The 18,939-nt window shown below is 37.8% G+C and carries 21 protein-coding genes; 2 read left to right on the forward strand and 19 right to left on the reverse strand.

What is annotated here, in order from left to right; genetic code table 11:
• Positions 1-234 precede the first annotated feature (234 nt).
• Positions 235-1,119: a YitT family protein gene (locus GS400_RS10880; RefSeq protein WP_160101663.1), complete on the forward strand. Its 885-nt coding sequence runs from the start codon at positions 235-237 to the stop codon at positions 1,117-1,119.
• A gap of 415 nt (positions 1,120-1,534) precedes the next feature.
• Positions 1,535-1,693 carry a hypothetical protein gene (locus GS400_RS10885; protein WP_160101665.1) on the forward strand — a complete coding sequence of 53 codons (159 nt, stop codon included), beginning with the start codon at positions 1,535-1,537 and terminating at the stop codon, positions 1,691-1,693.
• Between the two features lie 394 nt (positions 1,694-2,087).
• Here the strand turns inward: GS400_RS10885 and GS400_RS10890 are convergent, their stop codons facing one another.
• From GS400_RS10890 to GS400_RS10980, 19 genes are all read right to left on the reverse strand, one after another.
• Positions 2,088-2,771 (reverse strand): zinc metallopeptidase, encoded by a 684-nt coding sequence (locus tag GS400_RS10890; protein ID WP_160101667.1) that lies wholly within the window; start codon positions 2,769-2,771, stop codon positions 2,088-2,090.
• A 72-nt stretch (positions 2,772-2,843) separates the two neighbouring features.
• Positions 2,844-3,638: a sporulation protein YpjB gene (locus GS400_RS10895; protein WP_160101669.1), complete on the reverse strand. Its 795-nt coding sequence runs from the start codon at positions 3,636-3,638 to the stop codon at positions 2,844-2,846.
• A gap of 66 nt (positions 3,639-3,704) precedes the next feature.
• Positions 3,705-4,292, reverse strand: a complete 588-nt coding sequence (locus GS400_RS10900) for a lipoprotein heptaprenylglyceryl N-acetyltransferase LhaT (RefSeq protein ID WP_160104597.1) — start codon at positions 4,290-4,292, stop codon at positions 3,705-3,707.
• 96 nt (positions 4,293-4,388) lie between these two features.
• Positions 4,389-5,162 (reverse strand): menaquinol-cytochrome c reductase cytochrome b/c subunit, encoded by a 774-nt coding sequence (locus tag GS400_RS10905; protein ID WP_160101671.1) that lies wholly within the window; start codon positions 5,160-5,162, stop codon positions 4,389-4,391.
• A gap of 34 nt (positions 5,163-5,196) precedes the next feature.
• Entirely contained in the window at positions 5,197-5,871 is a 675-nt protein-coding gene (gene qcrB / locus GS400_RS10910) for a menaquinol-cytochrome c reductase cytochrome b subunit (RefSeq protein ID WP_160101673.1), read from the reverse strand.
• Positions 5,872-5,874: 3 nt separating this feature from the next.
• Positions 5,875-6,390, reverse strand: a complete 516-nt coding sequence (locus GS400_RS10915) for a Rieske (2Fe-2S) protein (protein ID WP_160101675.1) — start codon at positions 6,388-6,390, stop codon at positions 5,875-5,877.
• Between the two features lie 133 nt (positions 6,391-6,523).
• On the reverse strand, positions 6,524-6,991 hold the full coding sequence (locus GS400_RS10920; RefSeq protein WP_160101677.1) for a YpiF family protein: 468 nt from the start codon (positions 6,989-6,991) through the stop codon (positions 6,524-6,526).
• 129 nt (positions 6,992-7,120) lie between these two features.
• Positions 7,121-7,669 carry a ReoY family proteolytic degradation factor gene (locus GS400_RS10925; RefSeq protein WP_081673029.1) on the reverse strand — a complete coding sequence of 183 codons (549 nt, stop codon included), beginning with the start codon at positions 7,667-7,669 and terminating at the stop codon, positions 7,121-7,123.
• Between the two features lie 47 nt (positions 7,670-7,716).
• On the reverse strand, positions 7,717-8,973 hold the full coding sequence (locus GS400_RS10930) for a tetratricopeptide repeat protein (protein WP_160101679.1): 1,257 nt from the start codon (positions 8,971-8,973) through the stop codon (positions 7,717-7,719).
• Between the two features lie 12 nt (positions 8,974-8,985).
• Complete coding sequence (locus GS400_RS10935) at positions 8,986-9,864, reverse strand: hypothetical protein (protein WP_160101681.1); 879 nt, start codon at positions 9,862-9,864, stop codon at positions 8,986-8,988.
• A 55-nt stretch (positions 9,865-9,919) separates the two neighbouring features.
• Positions 9,920-11,218: a 3-phosphoshikimate 1-carboxyvinyltransferase gene (aroA, locus tag GS400_RS10940; RefSeq protein WP_160101683.1), complete on the reverse strand. Its 1,299-nt coding sequence runs from the start codon at positions 11,216-11,218 to the stop codon at positions 9,920-9,922.
• 29 nt (positions 11,219-11,247) lie between these two features.
• Entirely contained in the window at positions 11,248-12,348 is a 1,101-nt protein-coding gene (hisC, locus tag GS400_RS10945) for a histidinol-phosphate transaminase (protein ID WP_160101685.1), read from the reverse strand.
• A gap of 81 nt (positions 12,349-12,429) precedes the next feature.
• Complete coding sequence (gene aroB / locus GS400_RS10950) at positions 12,430-13,518, reverse strand: 3-dehydroquinate synthase (RefSeq protein ID WP_160101687.1); 1,089 nt, start codon at positions 13,516-13,518, stop codon at positions 12,430-12,432.
• Entirely contained in the window at positions 13,518-14,684 is a 1,167-nt protein-coding gene (aroC, locus tag GS400_RS10955) for a chorismate synthase (RefSeq protein ID WP_160101689.1), read from the reverse strand. The genes aroB and aroC overlap by 1 nt, the downstream gene beginning before the upstream one ends.
• Positions 14,685-14,801: 117 nt before the next feature.
• Complete coding sequence (locus GS400_RS10960; protein WP_160101691.1) at positions 14,802-15,575, reverse strand: CheR family methyltransferase; 774 nt, start codon at positions 15,573-15,575, stop codon at positions 14,802-14,804.
• A gap of 129 nt (positions 15,576-15,704) precedes the next feature.
• Positions 15,705-16,151 carry a nucleoside-diphosphate kinase gene (ndk, locus tag GS400_RS10965; protein ID WP_027447430.1) on the reverse strand — a complete coding sequence of 149 codons (447 nt, stop codon included), beginning with the start codon at positions 16,149-16,151 and terminating at the stop codon, positions 15,705-15,707.
• Positions 16,152-16,247: 96 nt separating this feature from the next.
• The gene (gene hepT, locus GS400_RS10970; protein WP_160101693.1) at positions 16,248-17,225 is read right to left on the reverse strand and encodes a heptaprenyl diphosphate synthase component II; all 978 of its coding nucleotides are present in this window, start codon (positions 17,223-17,225) and stop codon (positions 16,248-16,250) included.
• Between the two features lie 11 nt (positions 17,226-17,236).
• Positions 17,237-17,968: a demethylmenaquinone methyltransferase gene (locus GS400_RS10975; protein WP_160101695.1), complete on the reverse strand. Its 732-nt coding sequence runs from the start codon at positions 17,966-17,968 to the stop codon at positions 17,237-17,239.
• A gap of 3 nt (positions 17,969-17,971) precedes the next feature.
• Positions 17,972-18,769 (reverse strand): heptaprenyl diphosphate synthase component 1, encoded by a 798-nt coding sequence (locus GS400_RS10980; RefSeq protein WP_160101697.1) that lies wholly within the window; start codon positions 18,767-18,769, stop codon positions 17,972-17,974.
• Positions 18,770-18,939: the final 170 nt, after the last annotated feature.

An 18,939-nucleotide genomic window follows, 5' to 3' on the forward strand; every position in this document is an offset into this window, starting at 1 on the left:
TCACAAACATCCCTCTTTCACTATGTATCAATATTAACCTCTCTTCATGTTAGCTAAAAGGACGGACTTTGACAAATTTTTTAATCGAAAAATACCATTGATGAAGTTTGTTGCCAAGCGATTTTAAAGGTAAATGACACTTCATGTTACATAGATGGGAATAACTCTATAAAAACTTCGATTGCTCCACTAGATACGTTTGTCTATAATGAATGGAGTAAAGGAGGCATGTCAATGCAGTTTCTTGGAGTACGTTTAGTAAATACTTTATTTATTTTACTGGGATCAGCTATATTTAGCTTTGGTGTAATCTACTTTAATATGCAGAACAATCTTGCTGAAGGCGGATTTACAGGGATCCTATTAATATTAGATCATTTTGGATTACCGATTGCTATCATGAACCTTATTTTAAACATTCCCGTATTTATCATTGGATGGAAACTACTTGGTCGGAATACGCTGGTATATTCGCTTATCGGAACATTTGCAGTATCATTCTTTTTATGGTTTTTTGAATTACCGTTTTTCATGGATAACGTTCATTTTGAATTACAAAATGAAATGATTATTGCTGCACTATTTGCTGGTGTGTTTATTGGGTTAGGTCTTGGTATTATCTTTCGTAGTGGAGGTACTACAGGTGGTGTTGATATCATTGCCCGACTGGTTCATAAATATGCCGGATGGAGCATGGGACGTACCATGTTCGTGTTCGATGCTTGTGTGATTTCTGCTTCAGTCCTTATTTATCTTGATTACATACAAGGGATGTACACATTGATAGCTGTCTTTGTAGGAGCAAGGGTTATTGACTTTATTCAAGAAGGTGCTTATGCAGCACGTGGTGCAACCATTATCTCTGGAGAGAGCCAGGCTATATCCGCTAAGATTATGAAGGAGATGGATCGTGGTGTAACAGTTTTAGCTGGTAAAGGGAGTTTCACTGGGGAACGTCGCGATGTACTCTATTGCGTTGTGGCACGAAATGAAATTGTTCGGTTAAAAAATATTATTCATTCCGTTGACCCTCATGCTTTTGTGGCAGTTACTTCCGTTCACGATGTTCTTGGTGAAGGTTTCACATTAGATGAGAACAAAAATCCTATTGAGAATTAGAATTTAACCCTCCCTTTTTTGGCTAATAAGCTATTGATAAATGAAATGAAGTAGTTCAGTTTTGGAGCCCAAAATGTAATGCGGGTCCTTAATTGGACTACTTTTGTTTGTAACGAGGATTTTTTTATTAGCAAAGTTATTCAGTAATATGGTAGTTATCTTGAATAACTGTTTTAGTGAGAGAGGCGGTTCCGTTGCTATTGTGGAGTGCGGTGGGCTTGGGAACGGGTTGCTTTCCCCGGACGAACGATCGAGCCTCCTCATACGCTACGCTTCTTGCGGGGTCTCGCTCGCCCGTTTTTCCGGAGGAGTCAACCCGTTCCCAAGCCCACCTTAGCCGAATGGTGATGGACGGAACCGCAGCGATATGAGGAGGTAATGCTTACGGACATTTGTTCCGCTATTTCACCTTAAAATGGTTTTTCTAAAGAGCTTACGGACATTCATTCCGCTAATTGCTGCAAATCACCTTAATAAAGAGCAATCTGTCACAAATAAGGTACCATATGTCCGTAACGAACCTCGAAATGCCTTAAAAGTTCAAAATAAAGGAACAGATGTCCGTAAGGGTTAGAGCTCAAATAACTAGGGTCCGTTAACCTCCATAAACGCAAAGGGGTGAAGGAAACGGCAAACTCCAGTGGTAGCAAAGGGCTGACGAGATCCCGCAGAGAGCTTGCGAACGAGGAAGCTGAAAGTAAATAATGAAGATCGACTAAGACCGCCACATCGTGTGGCAACGTCGACCTACCCCACGTCGTGTGGGGCAGCAGGAGGCTTGCCGTTTCAATGAACCCCTTACTCTTTTCCAGCAACGGACCTCCACTGCACATTATCTCGATTCCAAGTCTTCAAGATAAGGGGGCTAAAATGGAATATGAAAAGCTGTCTAAGTTGTATGTATAAGAGTACAACATAAAAAAATGAGCACCAATTGAATTTCAATTAGATGCTCATTCCGTTATTTATTAATCTTCGTTCATTCCAATAAACATTAGTACAAAACGTATTAGCTCAAGTAAAGCAACAAGAGCTGACGCAACGTACGTCCATGCTGCTGCATTTAATACTTTCTTTGTTTCACGTTCTTCGTTATTTCGAATAACTCCCGTTGAGACTAACTGCGACATTGCACGATTGGATGCGTCAAACTCAACAGGTAAGGTAACGAATTGAAACAGAACCGCTGCAGCGAAAAATACAATCCCAATACCGAAAAGTCCTGTCATATTTAATAAGGCACCACCGATAATTAAAAAGATGGATAAGTTTGATCCTAAACTAGCAACAGGAACTAACGTATGACGAAGCCTTAAGAAAGCATAATCCTGTGAATCCTGAATCGCATGCCCTACTTCGTGAGCTGCAACAGCTTGCGCAGCTGTTGAAGGCTGATGATAGTTATCAGAAGACAAATTCACTACTTTTTTACGAGGGTCATAATGGTCCGAAAGCATGCCTCGTGTTTCATGAACTTGTACATCATATAATCCGTTATCATCTAATATTTTTCGAGCAACTTGTGCCCCAGTCATATTTGAAGAGTTCGGTACTTTTGAATACTTTTTATACGTTTTTTTCACTCGCATTTGCGCCCATATTGGGATAATGATGATAAATGCTAAATAGATGAGATACGATCCTAAACCCATGTTTCATTCCTCCATAGATGTGAAGTTAACTTGTTCTTCCTAAGAATATTTTAGTCAAAAAAGGTTAAACCGTCAACTACCTCGCTCTTTATGTTCTTTTTTATCGTCACTCTCACCTCTATATTTTCTCCAACCTACATAAGATAATGTACTAATTATGAGCCCACCTACAGAAAAGAGAAGCCATATAAATCCAGGTTCTTCAGTAAAGCTTTTCTCTTCCTTTTTTTCAGCAGGTATCGCTTTTAAATCGCTTGAGAGTGAATGAATAAATGTTAACTCATCTTGCTTATTTTCACCAGATAAAAAAGCAAGGAATGATTCTTGATGTTCTTTCATCATTCCATATTCTTCTTTACCTAACGACACTTTCAAAGCTGGCAATAAACGCTCGTACAATGAATAAAGATGTTGTATCGATGCATTTGTTATTTGTTCTGCTTCAAGTACACGTGCAATCTCATCTTCTAAATAGGACTTCCAAGTAACCCATAGAGCATCATGTTCATTCCAAATTGAATCATAAAGTAATACTACGGTTAAAGCCCTATGGTATTTCTCTTCTGCTGAGGTATTTGTATCTTGAAGAGCAGACTGAGTTTCGTTTATTAGTGTAATTAATTCATCATAGGATAGTTTCTCTTCAGGAACGATCGAATGCATTTCGTTCACTCTTTTCAATTCCTCCAATTTTGTGATTGCTGCATGATTATGTCCTTCTTTAACAAATTGTAAGAATTGATATGTAGTTGTTTTGATTTCATCATAATTCGTTTCACTAGCTTGAACATGATTCACCATTACCAGAGAGAATACCAATACAATACTTAAGACAACTTTGGCTCGTACAATAATATTTTCTTTCATAACGCTCCCCTCTCAATACCTTCTGATTACAATGTATGAAAAGGGAGACAAGTATATGACTTTATACTAGAGGTTATAGGTCTTATACAAAGATTTACGCACGGTAAAAACATAGGCAAGCGCAATGGACACAATACTTAGCCAAAATGTGAAGTAGCCAATTTCATTCATATATGTCATCAAACTCCCATATACAGGCATCATTTCAAAAACATAATCGATGATGTCATTATGTAGGGTCCAAATGCCAGCGAATACTAAATGTCGAATTTTAATCTTATAGTAAGGTGTGTATAAAAGACCTTGAATGGCCATTGCCCCATGTGAAGCAATCAGCATAAAACCAGTAGGGCTTAAGCTACCGTTTACCAATAGTAATAAAACGTTCATCACAACTGCCCAAATTCCGTATTTAAATAATGTCACAACAGCAAGGGCTTCTATATAAGGAACATTTCTCCCCATTATAAAGAAAGCAAGAAAAACACAAAAGAACAGACTAGCAGTTGGACTGTCAGGTACAAAAATTAAAAAATAATCAGGTGTCACGGCCAACTGACCTCGATACCACCAATAGCCATAAATCGTCCCTAAAACATTGACGATGAATAACCATATTAGAAAAAAACGATTTGTTAATACATAACGAATCATCACGATATCCCTCGTTTACATAATAATAAAGCTGAAGTTAGAAAAAAAGAAGTTGGCGACTTCCATGCCAACTTCTACAAATAAACTTAAAATGTATTATTCACTAGCTTTTTCACTTACAGACTTAATAAATTCAGCAAGTTGTTGTAATTCTTTGTCACTACCTTTAAACTGACCGGCAGGCATACTTCCAATACCGTTTTTAGCGATATCTTTGATTTCTTCAACTGACTTATCTGTCTGAGTTAAAGCTGGCCCAGCATTACCACCCTCTAAGTTACCACCGTGACAGCTTGCACAGTTTTGCTTGAAGATTTTGTAACCTGGCTTCTCTTTATCAATCTCAACCGTTTCAACAATTTTTCCAGACTCAGCACGTGCTTCCCAATCTACGTGGTCAGCAGCTTCCCAAGTTAGCCAAATCGTAGCCGCAACACCTAAAAGCATCATTCCATTTGCAATTGGACGCTGAAAAGGACGGCGACCTGGTCCGCGATCTAAGAAAGGCGCAAGTAGAAGTGCACCGAAAGCTAATCCTGGAATAATAAATGCACCTAATACAATATATGGTCCACTCGCAAACTCATATTTCAAGAACTGATAAAGGAACAAGAAATACCAGTCAGGAAGTGGGATATATCCAGCATCAGTTGGATCTGCCATTTTTTCAAGTGGTGATGGTGCTACTACCGTAAGCACTAGAAATCCAATAAGGAAAACTGCACCTACTAACCATTCTTTTAATAAGAAGTTCGGCCAGAACGCTTCAGTTCTACCCGGATACTCTGAATAATCTTTTGGTATATTCGGTTTCTTTTCGGCAGGGATACGAGAATCTCCTACGAATTTCATACCTTTTCCCCTATGCATAGCGTTCCCTCCTTTACTTTACAAATTCTTCATCTTATAGTGGTCCAGAAATACCTTGTTTACGGATCATAACGAAGTGTGCACCCATTAAACCAAACAAGGCAGCCGGAAGGAAGAATACGTGAATGGCAAAGAATCGTGTTAACGTCTGTGCCCCAATAATCTTCGGATCACCAGCTAATAACGTTTTCAATTCAGTTCCGATTAGTGGTGTTTGTTCAGCAATTTGTAAACCAACCTGTGTTGCGAAGAATGCTTTGTTATCCCAAGGAAGTAGGTAACCTGTGAAACCTAGACCAAGCATAACGAAGAAAATTAATACACCAACAACCCAGTTTAATTCACGTGGTTTTTTGTAAGCGCCCTGGAAAAATACGCGCAATGTATGTAAGAACATCATTACGATAACGAGACTGGCACCCCAGTGGTGCATACCGCGTACAATTTGACCGTAGGCAACTTGGCTTTGAAGAAACTTTACTGACTTCCAAGCATTCTCAATGTCAGGAACATAGTACATCGTTAAGAACATGCCTGATAGTACTTGGATTACAGTAATAAAGAATGTTAAACCACCAAAGCAATAAACAAAGGCAGAAAAGTGGTGGGCAGGGTTTACGTGTTCAGGTACTTCGTGGTCTGCAATATCACGCCATAATGGAGTAATATCTACACGCTCGTCCACCCAATCATATAGTCTTTGAAGCATGTCTTACTTCACCTCCTGATTCGGTACAATTTCACCTAAGTATAAAACGCCATCTCTAACTTCTGCTTTGTATTGATCTAATGGAGCAAGTGGAGGTGTTCCCGGAACATTATCACCATTTTTTGTGTAAAGTCCTCCATGACAAGGACAATAATATTGGTTTGCATATTCTCCTTCTTTTTTCCATTCAACAATACAGCCTAAGTGTTTACAAATTGGTGAAAGGGCTACGATATCGCCTTTTTCATCTTTGTATACCCAAGCAGTTTTAGATACAGTTGATTTGTACCATGCATCGACTTGCTCATAAGAAAAGTCTACACGCGTAGGTGTTTTTGTAATACTCGACACCTCTGTACCCGTAGCAATGTAATCTCCTGCTTTTTGAGGTTTAAGCACAGGATCAACCGCAAAGCGTACCATTGGTGCAAGCATTCCTGCTGCCATAAATCCACCTACACCGGTTAATGTGTAGTTCAAAAATTGTCGACGGGATACTTGTTGTTTTTTGTTACTCATTGTTTTCCCCCCTCTATCCATATAATCCAACATTTCATGGTAAGATTCAATTCACACAGTTTACTAGGACAATATTATGATAGCGCAAACAAAGGGCCTGGTCAATAATGTTATTTCAATCCTTGTTCGTGAATTATTCTTGCCAATATGTTGTGATTAATTCCATAACTTGATCAATTTGTGTTCGAATCATATTTTGTGACTCTTTACTCTGTAAATCATGAGTCTGTCCAGCTGGCACCCAAATTAAATTCCCATGTAATTTGCTCTCTCTTTTCTTCCACTTGTTGTCAAATGTTAAGAACAAAATGTGTTTAAACCCATTAGCTTGTGCATGCTCAACTAAACCATTAAGCTTTGGGATTTCCTCACTATAATCTCCATCTAAAAGATAAGAATAAGACGGTGCCAAAAAAATTCGACCTTTGTATTGTTTTTCAATTTCATTCACAAAGATGTCCATTAATTCTGCATGTAAGGCTAGTCTTTTGGTATCCTCGTCGCTACGTGAAAAGGAGAATGGTACGAAAGGGACTAAAAAAGTATCTACATACTCCTTGGCCTGAACGTACATATCCATATCATTGTAATTCCATTTCATTATTTTTACTCCTTTTTCTACAACTATATATAAGCACTGTTTTCATATGTTCTTCCTTAAATTCTAATTTATTACGCCATAAAAATAAACGATATTTTCTTTTTAGACAAGAAAAAACCCCCTAGAGCTTTAGGGAGTTAACTTCTTTTGCAATTGATTCAATTGTTGAGATAGCTCCAAAAAACGTTCTTGATCTCCGCTATCAAGTGCTTGATCAATTTGTTCCATTAGTTTCTTCGTTTGGTATTCTGAAATAGATGTTTTTAAAACATTCTCAGCAACTTCTTGATCCTTTTCTGTTATAAAATAATCATTAGGGATAAAAGGATTTTCTACAAGTACTGCCGCATACTGTGCACATTGATGTGCGCTCTTAAAGTTTAATTGAATATACACAGGCTCATTTCGATTCAAACGAATATCATGAAAGGACTTCTCAGCATCTGTGGTCATAATTTGATCTTTATAAAAACGAAACGGGACTTCATCTACGCAATGCGTCGATATGACAATTCCTCGTGGGCAAAAGCGAGCTTCCTCAACAAAATGCACATTCTCCATAATGGTATCATGGTTAATTAAATAATTAAGGATCCAGACACTTTCCCGACGCTTTAATTGATAGTGATTCAAAAACCAACGGACAAACTCTTTCTTATCCTCTACTGATACAGGCATTTTCACCTTAAGCCCTCCTTTTACAAGAGAGAAGACTTACTTATGATTTACTCGGTGGTGTGAAGTCGTGACAAGAACGCTTCTACTTCTTCATCAGTTGATTCAATGGAGAGATAGCGATCAAGTACATCACGAGCTTCTTTTACCCTCCCCTCTTCTACTAGAAAATAACCGTATTCCTTCAAGAATTCACTGTCATCTTTAAATGCATTATATGCATCTTGGTATCCTTTTAATGCCTCTTTATAATATTCTAATTCATTATTTGCTCGGGCTAACTCCCAAGTATATAATGGATCTTCTTCATTCATTTCATGAAGGTAATCTAATAAATCCTTAACCGCTTCATAGTCTCCATCTTCTTTATAACGTTCAACAAGGAATAGTGCAGCTTCCTTATATCCAGGGTCAAGCGACAATGAAGTTCTAACAAGTTGATAACCATCCTGTTTTTGTTCTAAACGGAATGCTAACGTGCCTGCTAAATAAAAGAGATCTTTATTAAATTCATCTTTCTTTAAGCCTTTTTGAGCAATATCATATGCCTCGTCCAACATGCCTTCTTGCTCATATGCTTCTGCAAGCAAAGGATAAGCAGATTGATAAAATGGATCTTCTTCAATAAGCTTATTCCATACACGAATGGCTATATCAATACGGTTGGCCTGATAAGCAGTAAAACCGTAACGGAAAAGAATATCAGGTGTAAAGTCATCTGATGCTTGGAAATAGTCTAACGCCTGTTCAAAGTCCCCTAGAATCGCATAGGCTTCAGCTAAACGTAACGGGATTTCAGTTTCTCCCATTTGCTGATTTCTACGTAGCGCTTTTTCATAATATGGGATTGATTTTTGATATTCGCCCGTTGAAAATGCCAACTCACCTAGCGCAAAGTCGATAACAGGTTCATTCGGTTCAATATTTTTGGCAGATAGTAGCTTTGTCTCAGCTACCTCAAATAAACCTTGAGCTTGATATAAATCAGCAAGCTGAACTAAAGCACTTAAATACTCTTCGTCCCCTTCAGGGATTTCGTTTAACAGATCAATCGCCTGTTCATCTTGCTCTTGATCGATATAAATTTCAGCCAACATAACGGTTAATTCATGTTCACCTGGGAATCGAGATTTCAACTCAAGCAAGATTTCCTTGGCTTCATCTTCCATCCCCCATTGCATAAACATTTCTGCAATTGTATATTTCTCCTCGTCATTTGCTCGAGATAATTCTGTTCTTAATGTTTCTATAGCTTTCTCTGATTTTCCTGCATTCATTAGTTGAATGGCTTCTTCAATACCTTGCATGCCTACACCCTTTCATCGATGCGTGAAGTGATTCGGTATAGAAATGTATGTTAAGTGTCCATATCCTTTTTCATCATTCATTTCTACATGAGCACGAATCACTTTACCACGTAACACTGTAACATATGGTATAGCTCTATGATAAAACATTTGATCTGGCGCTTCAATTTGTCTCTCGTCATTTATATATAAATTATAGTCAGCGTCACCTAAAGTTCGAATATCCCCTTTATACGGAGAGATACCTGCAGCATATAAATTCCCTACACTTAAAGGCAATTCATTAAGAGGATCAGGTAAAGTTCTAATATCATAAGCATTCATAATCATATCCCATGTCTTTCTCAAATTCTTTTCAGTAGCAGGGTTTGGAAAGACCGGGACAATAGGTATAAAAGAACTCCCTTGAGCCTGTGCGAGCCACTCCCATTTTGTGATATTTAGAGAGTTTTCATCTTTTACTTCGGCTATAATAAAGGGAGCTTTTTGACGCGCAAAATAACGAACTATTTCAGGGTCAATACGATGTAAAGAAATTCTTGGAGCAACCATATAATCAATAGCCATTATTTCTAAATCACGTTTGTATTTCTCCCACATGATTTTCATTTGTTTCTTGGAGTGGATGGGTAACTGTGTAATTAACATCGTACATCCTCTATAAATATAACGTCGAAGCAATGCAGTTCTATAGGGTGCATCATATAAAGGGAACTCCAAGTCGATATAAATTTTCCCTGGACCAATCCAAAAAGGGTCAATGACTAAGTTCTTGGTTTTGTTTTCCACATTACTTGTTTCACACCATTTTCCATCCCTAACCGCAAGTTGTAGTGGCTTCCATTGGTTGCGAACCAAACTATTCGTCGTATTGATACAATAAGCCTCCATACTCTTGTCCCCTTTTTAAAGCGTGTTGTTACAAGGTATGAAGGCTTTATATGGTTTATACGTGACAGCCTGTTAATGAATCAAAATCCTTAAAGAAAGACGGATATGATATAGATATACACTCTTCATCAGTTAATGTCACGGATTCATTTGTTAATAGGGAAGCAATTGCTACCATCATGCCAATACGGTGATCATGATAAGAGTTGAATTCTCCTCCTTTAAGAGGATCTTGACTCCCCTCAATAATCATCCCGTCTTCAGTTCCTGATATTGAGACACCCATTTTACTTAGTGTATCAACAACAGCTCCAATTCGATCTGTCTCTTTAAATCGTAGTTCTTCTGCATCTTTAATAACGGTTTTACCAATAGCCTGTGAAGCAACAAGCGCAATGATTGGGAGTTCATCAATAAGTCTAGGTATATCATTTCCAGAGATCGTCACACCTTCAAGCTTATCCCCTAAGACTGTTATATCACCAATTGGTTCGTCTCCAATATAACGATTGATTGATACAGATAGGTTAGCACCCATCCGCTTCAAAATATCGATTACCCCTGTTCTAGTTGGGTTTAACCCAACGTCTTTAACCGTAAAACTACTACCAACTTTCATAGCCGCTCCACATAAAAAGAATGCTGCTGAAGAAATATCTCCTGGTACTTCTATATCCGTTGCCATTAAGGGTTGGTTTCCTTCAAGAAGAATTTCATTATCTTCTCTTTTCACATCAACCTGAAATGCTTTGAGCATTCTTTCCGTGTGATCCCTTGTGGGTACTGGCTCTATAACTTTCGTTAATCCTTCAGCAAATAGGCCAGCAAGTAGTATAGATGATTTTACTTGGGCACTATTAATCGGAAGCGTATAAGAGATTGGCTTTAAAGAGCCCCCTCTTACACTAATCGGTAGGAAATTCCCATCTTCTCTCCCATCAATTTTTGCACCCATTTGTCTTAATGGTACTGTTACACGGCTCATAGGCCTATTCGTTAACGATTGGTCTCCATATATACAATTGTGGTGAGGTGAACCTGCTAACACCCCTAACAAAAGCCTAGTTGTTGTACCTGAGTTACCTAGATCTAAAGGGACCTTAGCTTCTTCAAGACCATATAGACCTTGTCCTCTTACAATGACGGTTTGACCATCACGTTTGATGGAGACTCCCATATTTTCAAATGCTTGAAGTGTAGATAAACAATCCTCACCAGTTAAAAAGTTTTGGATTTTCGATTCCCCTTCTGCAAGAGCTGCCAGCATAATGGATCTATGGGATATTGACTTATCTCCTGGAACACTCAATGTTCCTCGAATGCTAGATTGATGTTGTTGTGTGAGCGTAATCATGATTTCACTACCTTTGCATTAGTCATCTACTAAAAATATTTGGAAACGGAGGATATTTTTTCTTCCATAACTTTCATAATGTGATTCATATCTTCTTCTCTTCCCATTGTAAGTCTAATGGAATTCGGAATACCAAGAGCTTCTCCTGAACGGACTATATAACCATTTTGCAGAAGATATTCTGTCATTTCATCTCCACTAATAGGTAAGTGAATTAAAAGAAAGTTTGCTTCAGAAGGGTAATAACCTAAGCCTAAACGGTCACAAAATGCCATCATTACCTTTTTCATCTTTTCATTATGCTCAAAGGTATATTTAATAAATGATTCATCCTCAAGAGCTAACAAAGCAGCTTTTTGTGCTAGTACGTTGGTGTTAAATGGCTCTCTTGCAGGCTCTAACGTTGAAATTAACTCCTTGCTTGCAATTCCATATCCAAATCGAAGAGCAGCTAGCCCATAAGCTTTTGAAAACGTACGAGTGATCATTAAATTAGGGTAAGTAGGGAGTGCATTTAATGAATCCGCATATGAAGAGTCTGTAACATATTCGCGATACGCTTCATCAACCACTACTAGTACATGTTCTGGACACTCTTTCATAAATTGATCAAAAGCCTCTTGGTCAATCATATTACCAGTTGGATTATTTGGATTGCACAGCCACACGACTCTCGTTTGTTCATCGATTTGATTGAGCATCGTTCTTAAATCATGATCCCCATCTACTACGGGTACTTCTCGAACTTCCGCTCCCTCAATTAAAGCATTATGGCGATATTGTGGAAATGTAGGTGTCGCCATCACAGTATTTGTGCCAGGCTCCAATAAAGTACGACAAATAATTTGGACCACTTCATCAGAACCATTTCCAAATATGATTTGCTTTTCATCAATGTCCAAGCTTGATGCTAAAACATTTCTGATTTGGCGCGCATAACCATCTGGATAAATTTCAAGTTGTTCAACTGATTCTTGCAGCCCTTTTTGAACTTGTTCTGAAAAGCCTAACGGATTTTCATTTGAAGCTAGCTTCACGATGTTGTCCAAACCATAAGCTTCACGAACTTCTTCAATTGTTTTACCTGGAACATATGGACTTAATTGATTAAAAATCGGTTTAGATCTCATTTCTCTACTCCCCTTTTCATACCTCAACATGGTTATATATTTAATGATTAATATGCTCTACACAATCATGACATGTTGTGCTCATTCGACAGTCGACCATTCCTTTTTAAACATTTCAAGTTCTTGTCTTAAAGTTTTTTCTTCAAACGAGTGAAGAATGGGATATCCTGTTTCTGATAATAAAACAAAACGAATAGACTGGTGAATATTTTTCTTATCTCGCTTCATCATCTCAAGCAGTGAGTCAACATGAATGGATCCAAGTATTTGAATTGGATAACCGTGAGTTTTTAGCCATTGTTGATATGCTTTTCTAGGCAGAAGCTTTTGTTGGGTATATCGTTCGCTTAGAAAAAGAGCAAAATCAATCCCGAGAGCCACAGCTTCACCATGGGTAATCTCCCCATAACCAAGCTCAGCTTCTAAAGCATGACCTAATGTATGACCAAAGTTTAAATAGCTACGTACGCCATGCTCTTTTTCATCTTCTTCTACTATATTGGCTTTAATGGATATACCTTTCCAAAGTAAATGTTCAATAACTTCCTTAGGTTCTTCCGAGAATTGCTCTAATTCAAAGCAGGTACTTAACATGGTTGGATCATGAATCCACGCATGTTTAATTATCTCTGCCATACCCGAACGCCATTCCTGTTCGGATAGTGTGCTTAATGTTTCAGTATCATATATAACAGAGTTAGGTTGGTGGAAGCTTCCAATAATATTTTTAGCAAGTGGGTGATTAATAGCTACCTTTCCTCCTACACTACTGTCATGAGCTAATACAGTCGTTGGGACTTGTACGTAATCAATCCCCCTCATATACGTAGCAGCTACAAAACCAGCTAAATCACCTACTACGCCACCCCCTAATGCAATAATTAATGAATGACGATTCAAACCTTCATTTATTGCTTCTGTATGACATGCTTCAAATGCCTCAATAGATTTAGAGCTTTCACCAGCTTGGATGATATAGGTGCTAACCTTTATATCATTTCCAAGGGCAGAGACAACGTCATCTAAATAAAGAGGTGCAACGTGCGTATCCGTTATGATCATTACTTGATCATAACGGTGTGAAAAAAAATCTTTTATCTGATGGCGGATTCCCTCTCCAACATAAATTGTATAAGGTACTGAAGCTGTTTTAACATTAATAGACTTCATTAGAAATCCCTAATCTCTTTTCGATATTGGTCTAAGGCTTCTTGTAATTGTTCAAAACGATCATGAGGAAATTGTTCTGTAAGTGCTCTTGCAAGCTCCCAAGCAACAACATGCTCCATAACTACAGAAGCTGCTGGAACAGCACATGAATCAGAGCGTTCTATACTTGCCTTAAACGGTTCTTTTGAATCAATGTCTATACTCTGTAAAGGCTTATATAGAGTAGGAATCGGCTTCATAACTCCTTTTACAATGATAGGCATCCCTGTTGTCATTCCGCCTTCAAAACCGCCCAATCGATTGGTCTTACGGTAATAACCTCTTTCTTCATCCCAATCAATCTCGTCATGGACTTGGCTTCCATTTAGGTTAGCTGCTTCAAAACCTACTCCAAACTCTACACCTTTAAAGGCGTTTATGCTCATAACACTTCCGCCAATGCGAGCATCTAATTTTCTATCATAGTGTACATAAGAACCCACACCAGCAGGCATTCCTTCTACCATTACTTCTACGACGCCACCGATGGAGTCTCCTTCTTTTTTTGCTTCGTCAATAGCATTCATCATTTTTTGTTCAGCATCTTTGTCTAATGTCCTAACAGGTGATTCTTCTGAGATTTCTTTTTTCTCATCACAAGATAAATCTTCGTCAAATTGTGAAGTTATTCCACCAATGTTACGAACATACCCAATAATATTGATACCTAGAGAGGAAAGCATTTTCTTCGCTACAGCACCAGCTGCTACTCTAGCAGCTGTTTCTCGAGCTGAAGATCTCTCTAATACATTCCGCATGTCACGGTGTCCATATTTTATTGCTCCATTTAAATCAGCATGTCCTGGGCGAGGTCTACTAATCGTACGTCGAACTTCTTCATCTTCACCTATCGGATCTTCACCCATAATATTTCTCCAATGGGTAAAGTCATCATTTTTTAAGACTAAAGAGATTGGGGAGCCTAATGTGTACCCATGACGGACCCCTGAAGTAATCTCAATTAAATCTTTCTCAATTTGCATACGGCGTCCACGGCCATAACCACCTTGACGGCGAATTAATGATTCATCTATATCTTTTCTATATAGAGGTAAATTTGAAGGTATGCCTTCGATAATTGTAGTTAATTGTTTTCCGTGTGATTCTCCAGCTGTTAAATAGCGCATAATAACCTTCCTTCCAATATGTACAGGATTTTAATAATGACTCTATCATATCCAAGAAAAAGTATCGATATGAAATTATAAAAAAATTGAGAACCCATAATAGGTTCTCCTGTTGGATTAGGACTTTTGATAAAAAAATGTTTCTAATGGTTTAAGGTTATATTTTTGTGGGTTAAAGATTTGTTCAGTACTTCCAACAAACAAAACGCCACCATCATGAAGAGCCTGACTAAAGTTCTTATATACATTTTGTTTAGCCTCTTCCGTAAAATAAATCAAAACATTTCGGCACACAATTAAGTCAAATTGCTTGTCATATGTATCAGCTAATAAATTATGTTTCCGGAACGTGACACATTGTTTAATATCATCTGTTACTTGAAAAAAATCACCGCTTTGTTTGAAGAACTTTTGTCTTATCTTCTCAGGAACTTCTTTTAACGAACGTTTAGGGTAAACTCCCTTCTTCGCCCTCATCATAACATTCTCATCTATGTCGGTTGCTAAGATTTGTATATTGTTCAATTTGAAGTATTCACTTAATACCATAGCTAGTGTGTATGGTTCTTCTCCTGTAGAACAGGCAGCACTCCAAACCTTTAATTGACGTTTGTTTTTTATTAAATCCGGTAGAATATTTTTTTCAAGCACTTCCCACCGTTGTGCATTTCGATAAAACTCAGAGACGTTAATGGTCATTCGATCTAAAAATTCATAGAATAGCTCATCATCATTTTTTAATGCTCTAAAATATGCGTCAAAACCCTTATATCCTCTTTTCTCCCTTAATGAGGTCAGACGACGCTTCATTTGAGCTTCCTTATAAAGAGATAAATCAATACCAGTATGATGATTAACTTGCTTTATAAATGTTTCATAATCCATGGACATAGCCCTCTTCTCCCCTAACCACTCTTTCTATCTTTATCAAGCTAATCGTAATTGAACTCTTTATAGTTGTAAAGCACAATTAAAAAAAGAGACCAGCGTAATCGCTGATCTCTCCTTCAAAATAGTTGATTAGTATAGCCAAGAAGCGTCGTTTTTATCGTAATCTACTAATTCTTCTTTATCAAAGAATAGATTGATTTCACGTTCAGCACTCTCAGGAGAGTCAGAACCATGAATGACGTTCTTACCTACTGTGATACCATAGTCGCCACGGATCGTACCAGGTAGTGCTTCAGCTGGTTTGGTAGCACCCATCATTTGACGTGCGGTAGCGATTACATTTTCGCCTTCCCAAACCATAGCAAAAACAGGACCAGAAGTAATGAAATCAACAAGCTCCCCAAAGAATGGGCGCTCTTTATGTTCACCATAATGCTCCTCTGCTAGAGCATTAGGAATACTCATGAGTTTACCACCCGCAAGTTTAAATCCTTTTTTCTCGAAACGAGATACAATATCTCCGATTAAATTACGCTGAACTCCGTCAGGTTTAACCATAATGAACGTTTTTTCCATTTTCTCCACCTCTTCGTATGTAGTTAGATTTATGAAAGCGTTTAAATATGAACCGATAAAAATTCTATCAAATTTTCCGAAAAGTAGCAAACCCTTTTAAGACTTTCTTTTTCCAATATATCGAGCGATACTCTTAAAAGTTTGTTTTGCCTTTTGTTCAGGAAGCTGTTCTAGAGCTTCATACGCTTTATTTAAATAACGTTCACTTAATGATAAAGAAGCTTCTATTCCTGGAGAGTTTTTAATATGATTCACAACGGATGTTAAATCTTCTTGAGAGATTTCTTGTTGCCCTTGTTGGAATAAGGTTTCTAATTTATGCTTAAAGTCATCGTCCTGTGCAATCGCATAGATGACAGGTAATGTGATATTTCCTTGTAATAAATCACTTCCAGCAGGTTTACCTAGCTCTTCTTCTGTTGCAGTAAAGTCCAGAACATCATCAATGATTTGATAGGACATTCCAACGTAATAGCCATATTGGAAAAGAGCTTTCTCTTCCTTGGCAGATACATTAGCCGCTATTCCTCCAAGTTGACAACTCACCGCTATTAATAGAGCAGTCTTCCGTTTGATACGACGTAAATACGTACGGAGGTTTTGATCCCAATTAAATTTATCTTTAATTTGTTCAATCTCCCCTAAACATACTTCCACAATCGTTTCAGACAAAATACGATGAGCTTGAGGTTTTTGAAGGTTAGAGAGGCATTCAATGGCCCTTGCGAAGATATAATCACCCGTGTACATGGCAATGCGGTTATCCCATTTAGCCTTAATAGTCGGCTCCCCTCGCCTTAATTCGGCTTCATCAATCACATCATCATGAACTAAAGAAGCCATATGAATTAATTCTAAGGAGACAGCAACATGTTTCATCCGTTCTAAATCATAGTCCCCAAATTTTCCAGCCAATAAAACAAAAACAGGACGGATCCTTTTTCCGCCTGCTTCAAGTAATTGGGTGGATGCTTCTCGTAGGACGTCATTCTCCGCCTGAATCGTTTCATTCAACGCTTTTTCTATTTTATCTAAATCATTTTTCAGAAATGGATATATCATCGCTAATTTCATTGAAGTCACCTTTAAGAATCATTCTTTTGGGATGTAGATGGCTTTTGCCCCATATGCATGGCGGCAACACCTCCCGTATAACGCTTTACAATTACGTTTTCTAACCCAGCACGCTCAAACATACTCTTTAACTGTTTTGGTCCTGGAAAATCTTTTGCTGATTCGTATAGCCAAGCATATTCATCATAACTTTTGGCAAAAAGTTTACCAAAGAAAGGCATCACATATCGGAAATAAATATAATACCCTTGTTTGAAACCAATCATGGAAGGCTGAGACGTCTCAAGACAAACAACTTTTCCATTTGGTTTAACGACGCGAGTCATTTCTTTTAAAACTTGTTCATAATTAGGTACATTACGTAAGCCGAACCCAATGGTTACATAATCAAATGAATTGTCCTCAAAAGGAAGATTCATGGCATCTCCATGAACAAAAGAAACAAAGTCTTTTTCTAATTCCTTTTTCTTCGCTTCTCCTACTGAGAGCATATTTTGACTAAAGTCTAAACCAACGACTTTACCTTCCTCACCAACAGAATCTGCAAGTGCCATAGTCCAATCACCTGTACCACAGCAAACATCAAGTGCATGGTCTCCCTTTTGCACATCCATGCGTTTCATAACGTCTGTGCGCCAAGCTTTATGGCGTTGAAAAGATATAATAGAGTTCATTACATCATATCGATTATATATTTTCTCAAAAACGTGATGGACTCTTTCGGATTTTGTTTGTTCGTTCATATATTACCCTTCTTCCACTGCATGTTGATTAAAGTAAACGCTGTTATAAATATGTTTTTGTAAATATTGCTTTAATGCTTCAAAACGTTGTGGAAGCTGTGTGATGGACTCTTCTACAAGCAATAGATGTTGATGGACGAATTTTTCAATGGTTCTCATTGCCTGTCCACCGCTTTGATGGACGAAACGACTTTTTAAAAGAAGTTCTAATAGCGGGGCATTTTCTCTATCACGATAGCGGTTATTTTCTGTTTGCAAACGCATAGCTAAAAGCCAATCAGCTGCAACATCATTCATACTAGGTTTATTGACGAACTCTGCTACTCTTTGTATAAGGAGAGACTCTACTTGCTTCAGACCATCCATAACTTGATTCATACTGGCGAATTCTTGTGTATAAATTCGCATCTTTAGTTCGTTGATCTCTTTGATTGCAGAGGCTAATGTCCGAATCATAGGGAGGTCTTCAAGCTTAGATAATAAAAAATAATAAAGTCCACTATAATAATCCCCAGCTAATACTGTGAGCTGACGATTCTTCTTTGAAAGATTGTCCTCTTTATCGGTGTTAAGTGTTACAAGTTCATGTGTATCTAAAGCTATTTGAACAAGCATTGTCGTTACAATATAGTTCTTTTGTTTCTCAATGGGTAGGTCCGAATCATTCAACACAGTTGAAAGGAACATTAGCTTATCCTCACTAATGACAGGATTAGGCAGGAATTTTGCTAAGTATGGATGTCGGATCTCTTGTTCTATAGACGCTTTCAACTCATATATATTTAAATCATTTTGTTTCAAAGCCATCACCTAAAGCCTTTCGTGCCGAATCCCGGCTTTTATATCATCACCATTATAGCATTATCTATGACGATTGAACATTTATAAGTATGTATAGAATACCCATTTCAGTTTGAAAATAGGCAAGTTCATCAAATTTCATAGTAAAGGAGATGAGATGGGTGAAACAA

This window comes from Pontibacillus sp. HMF3514, from assembly GCF_009858175.1.
Taxonomy (GTDB): Bacteria; Bacillota; Bacilli; order Bacillales; family BH030062; genus Pontibacillus.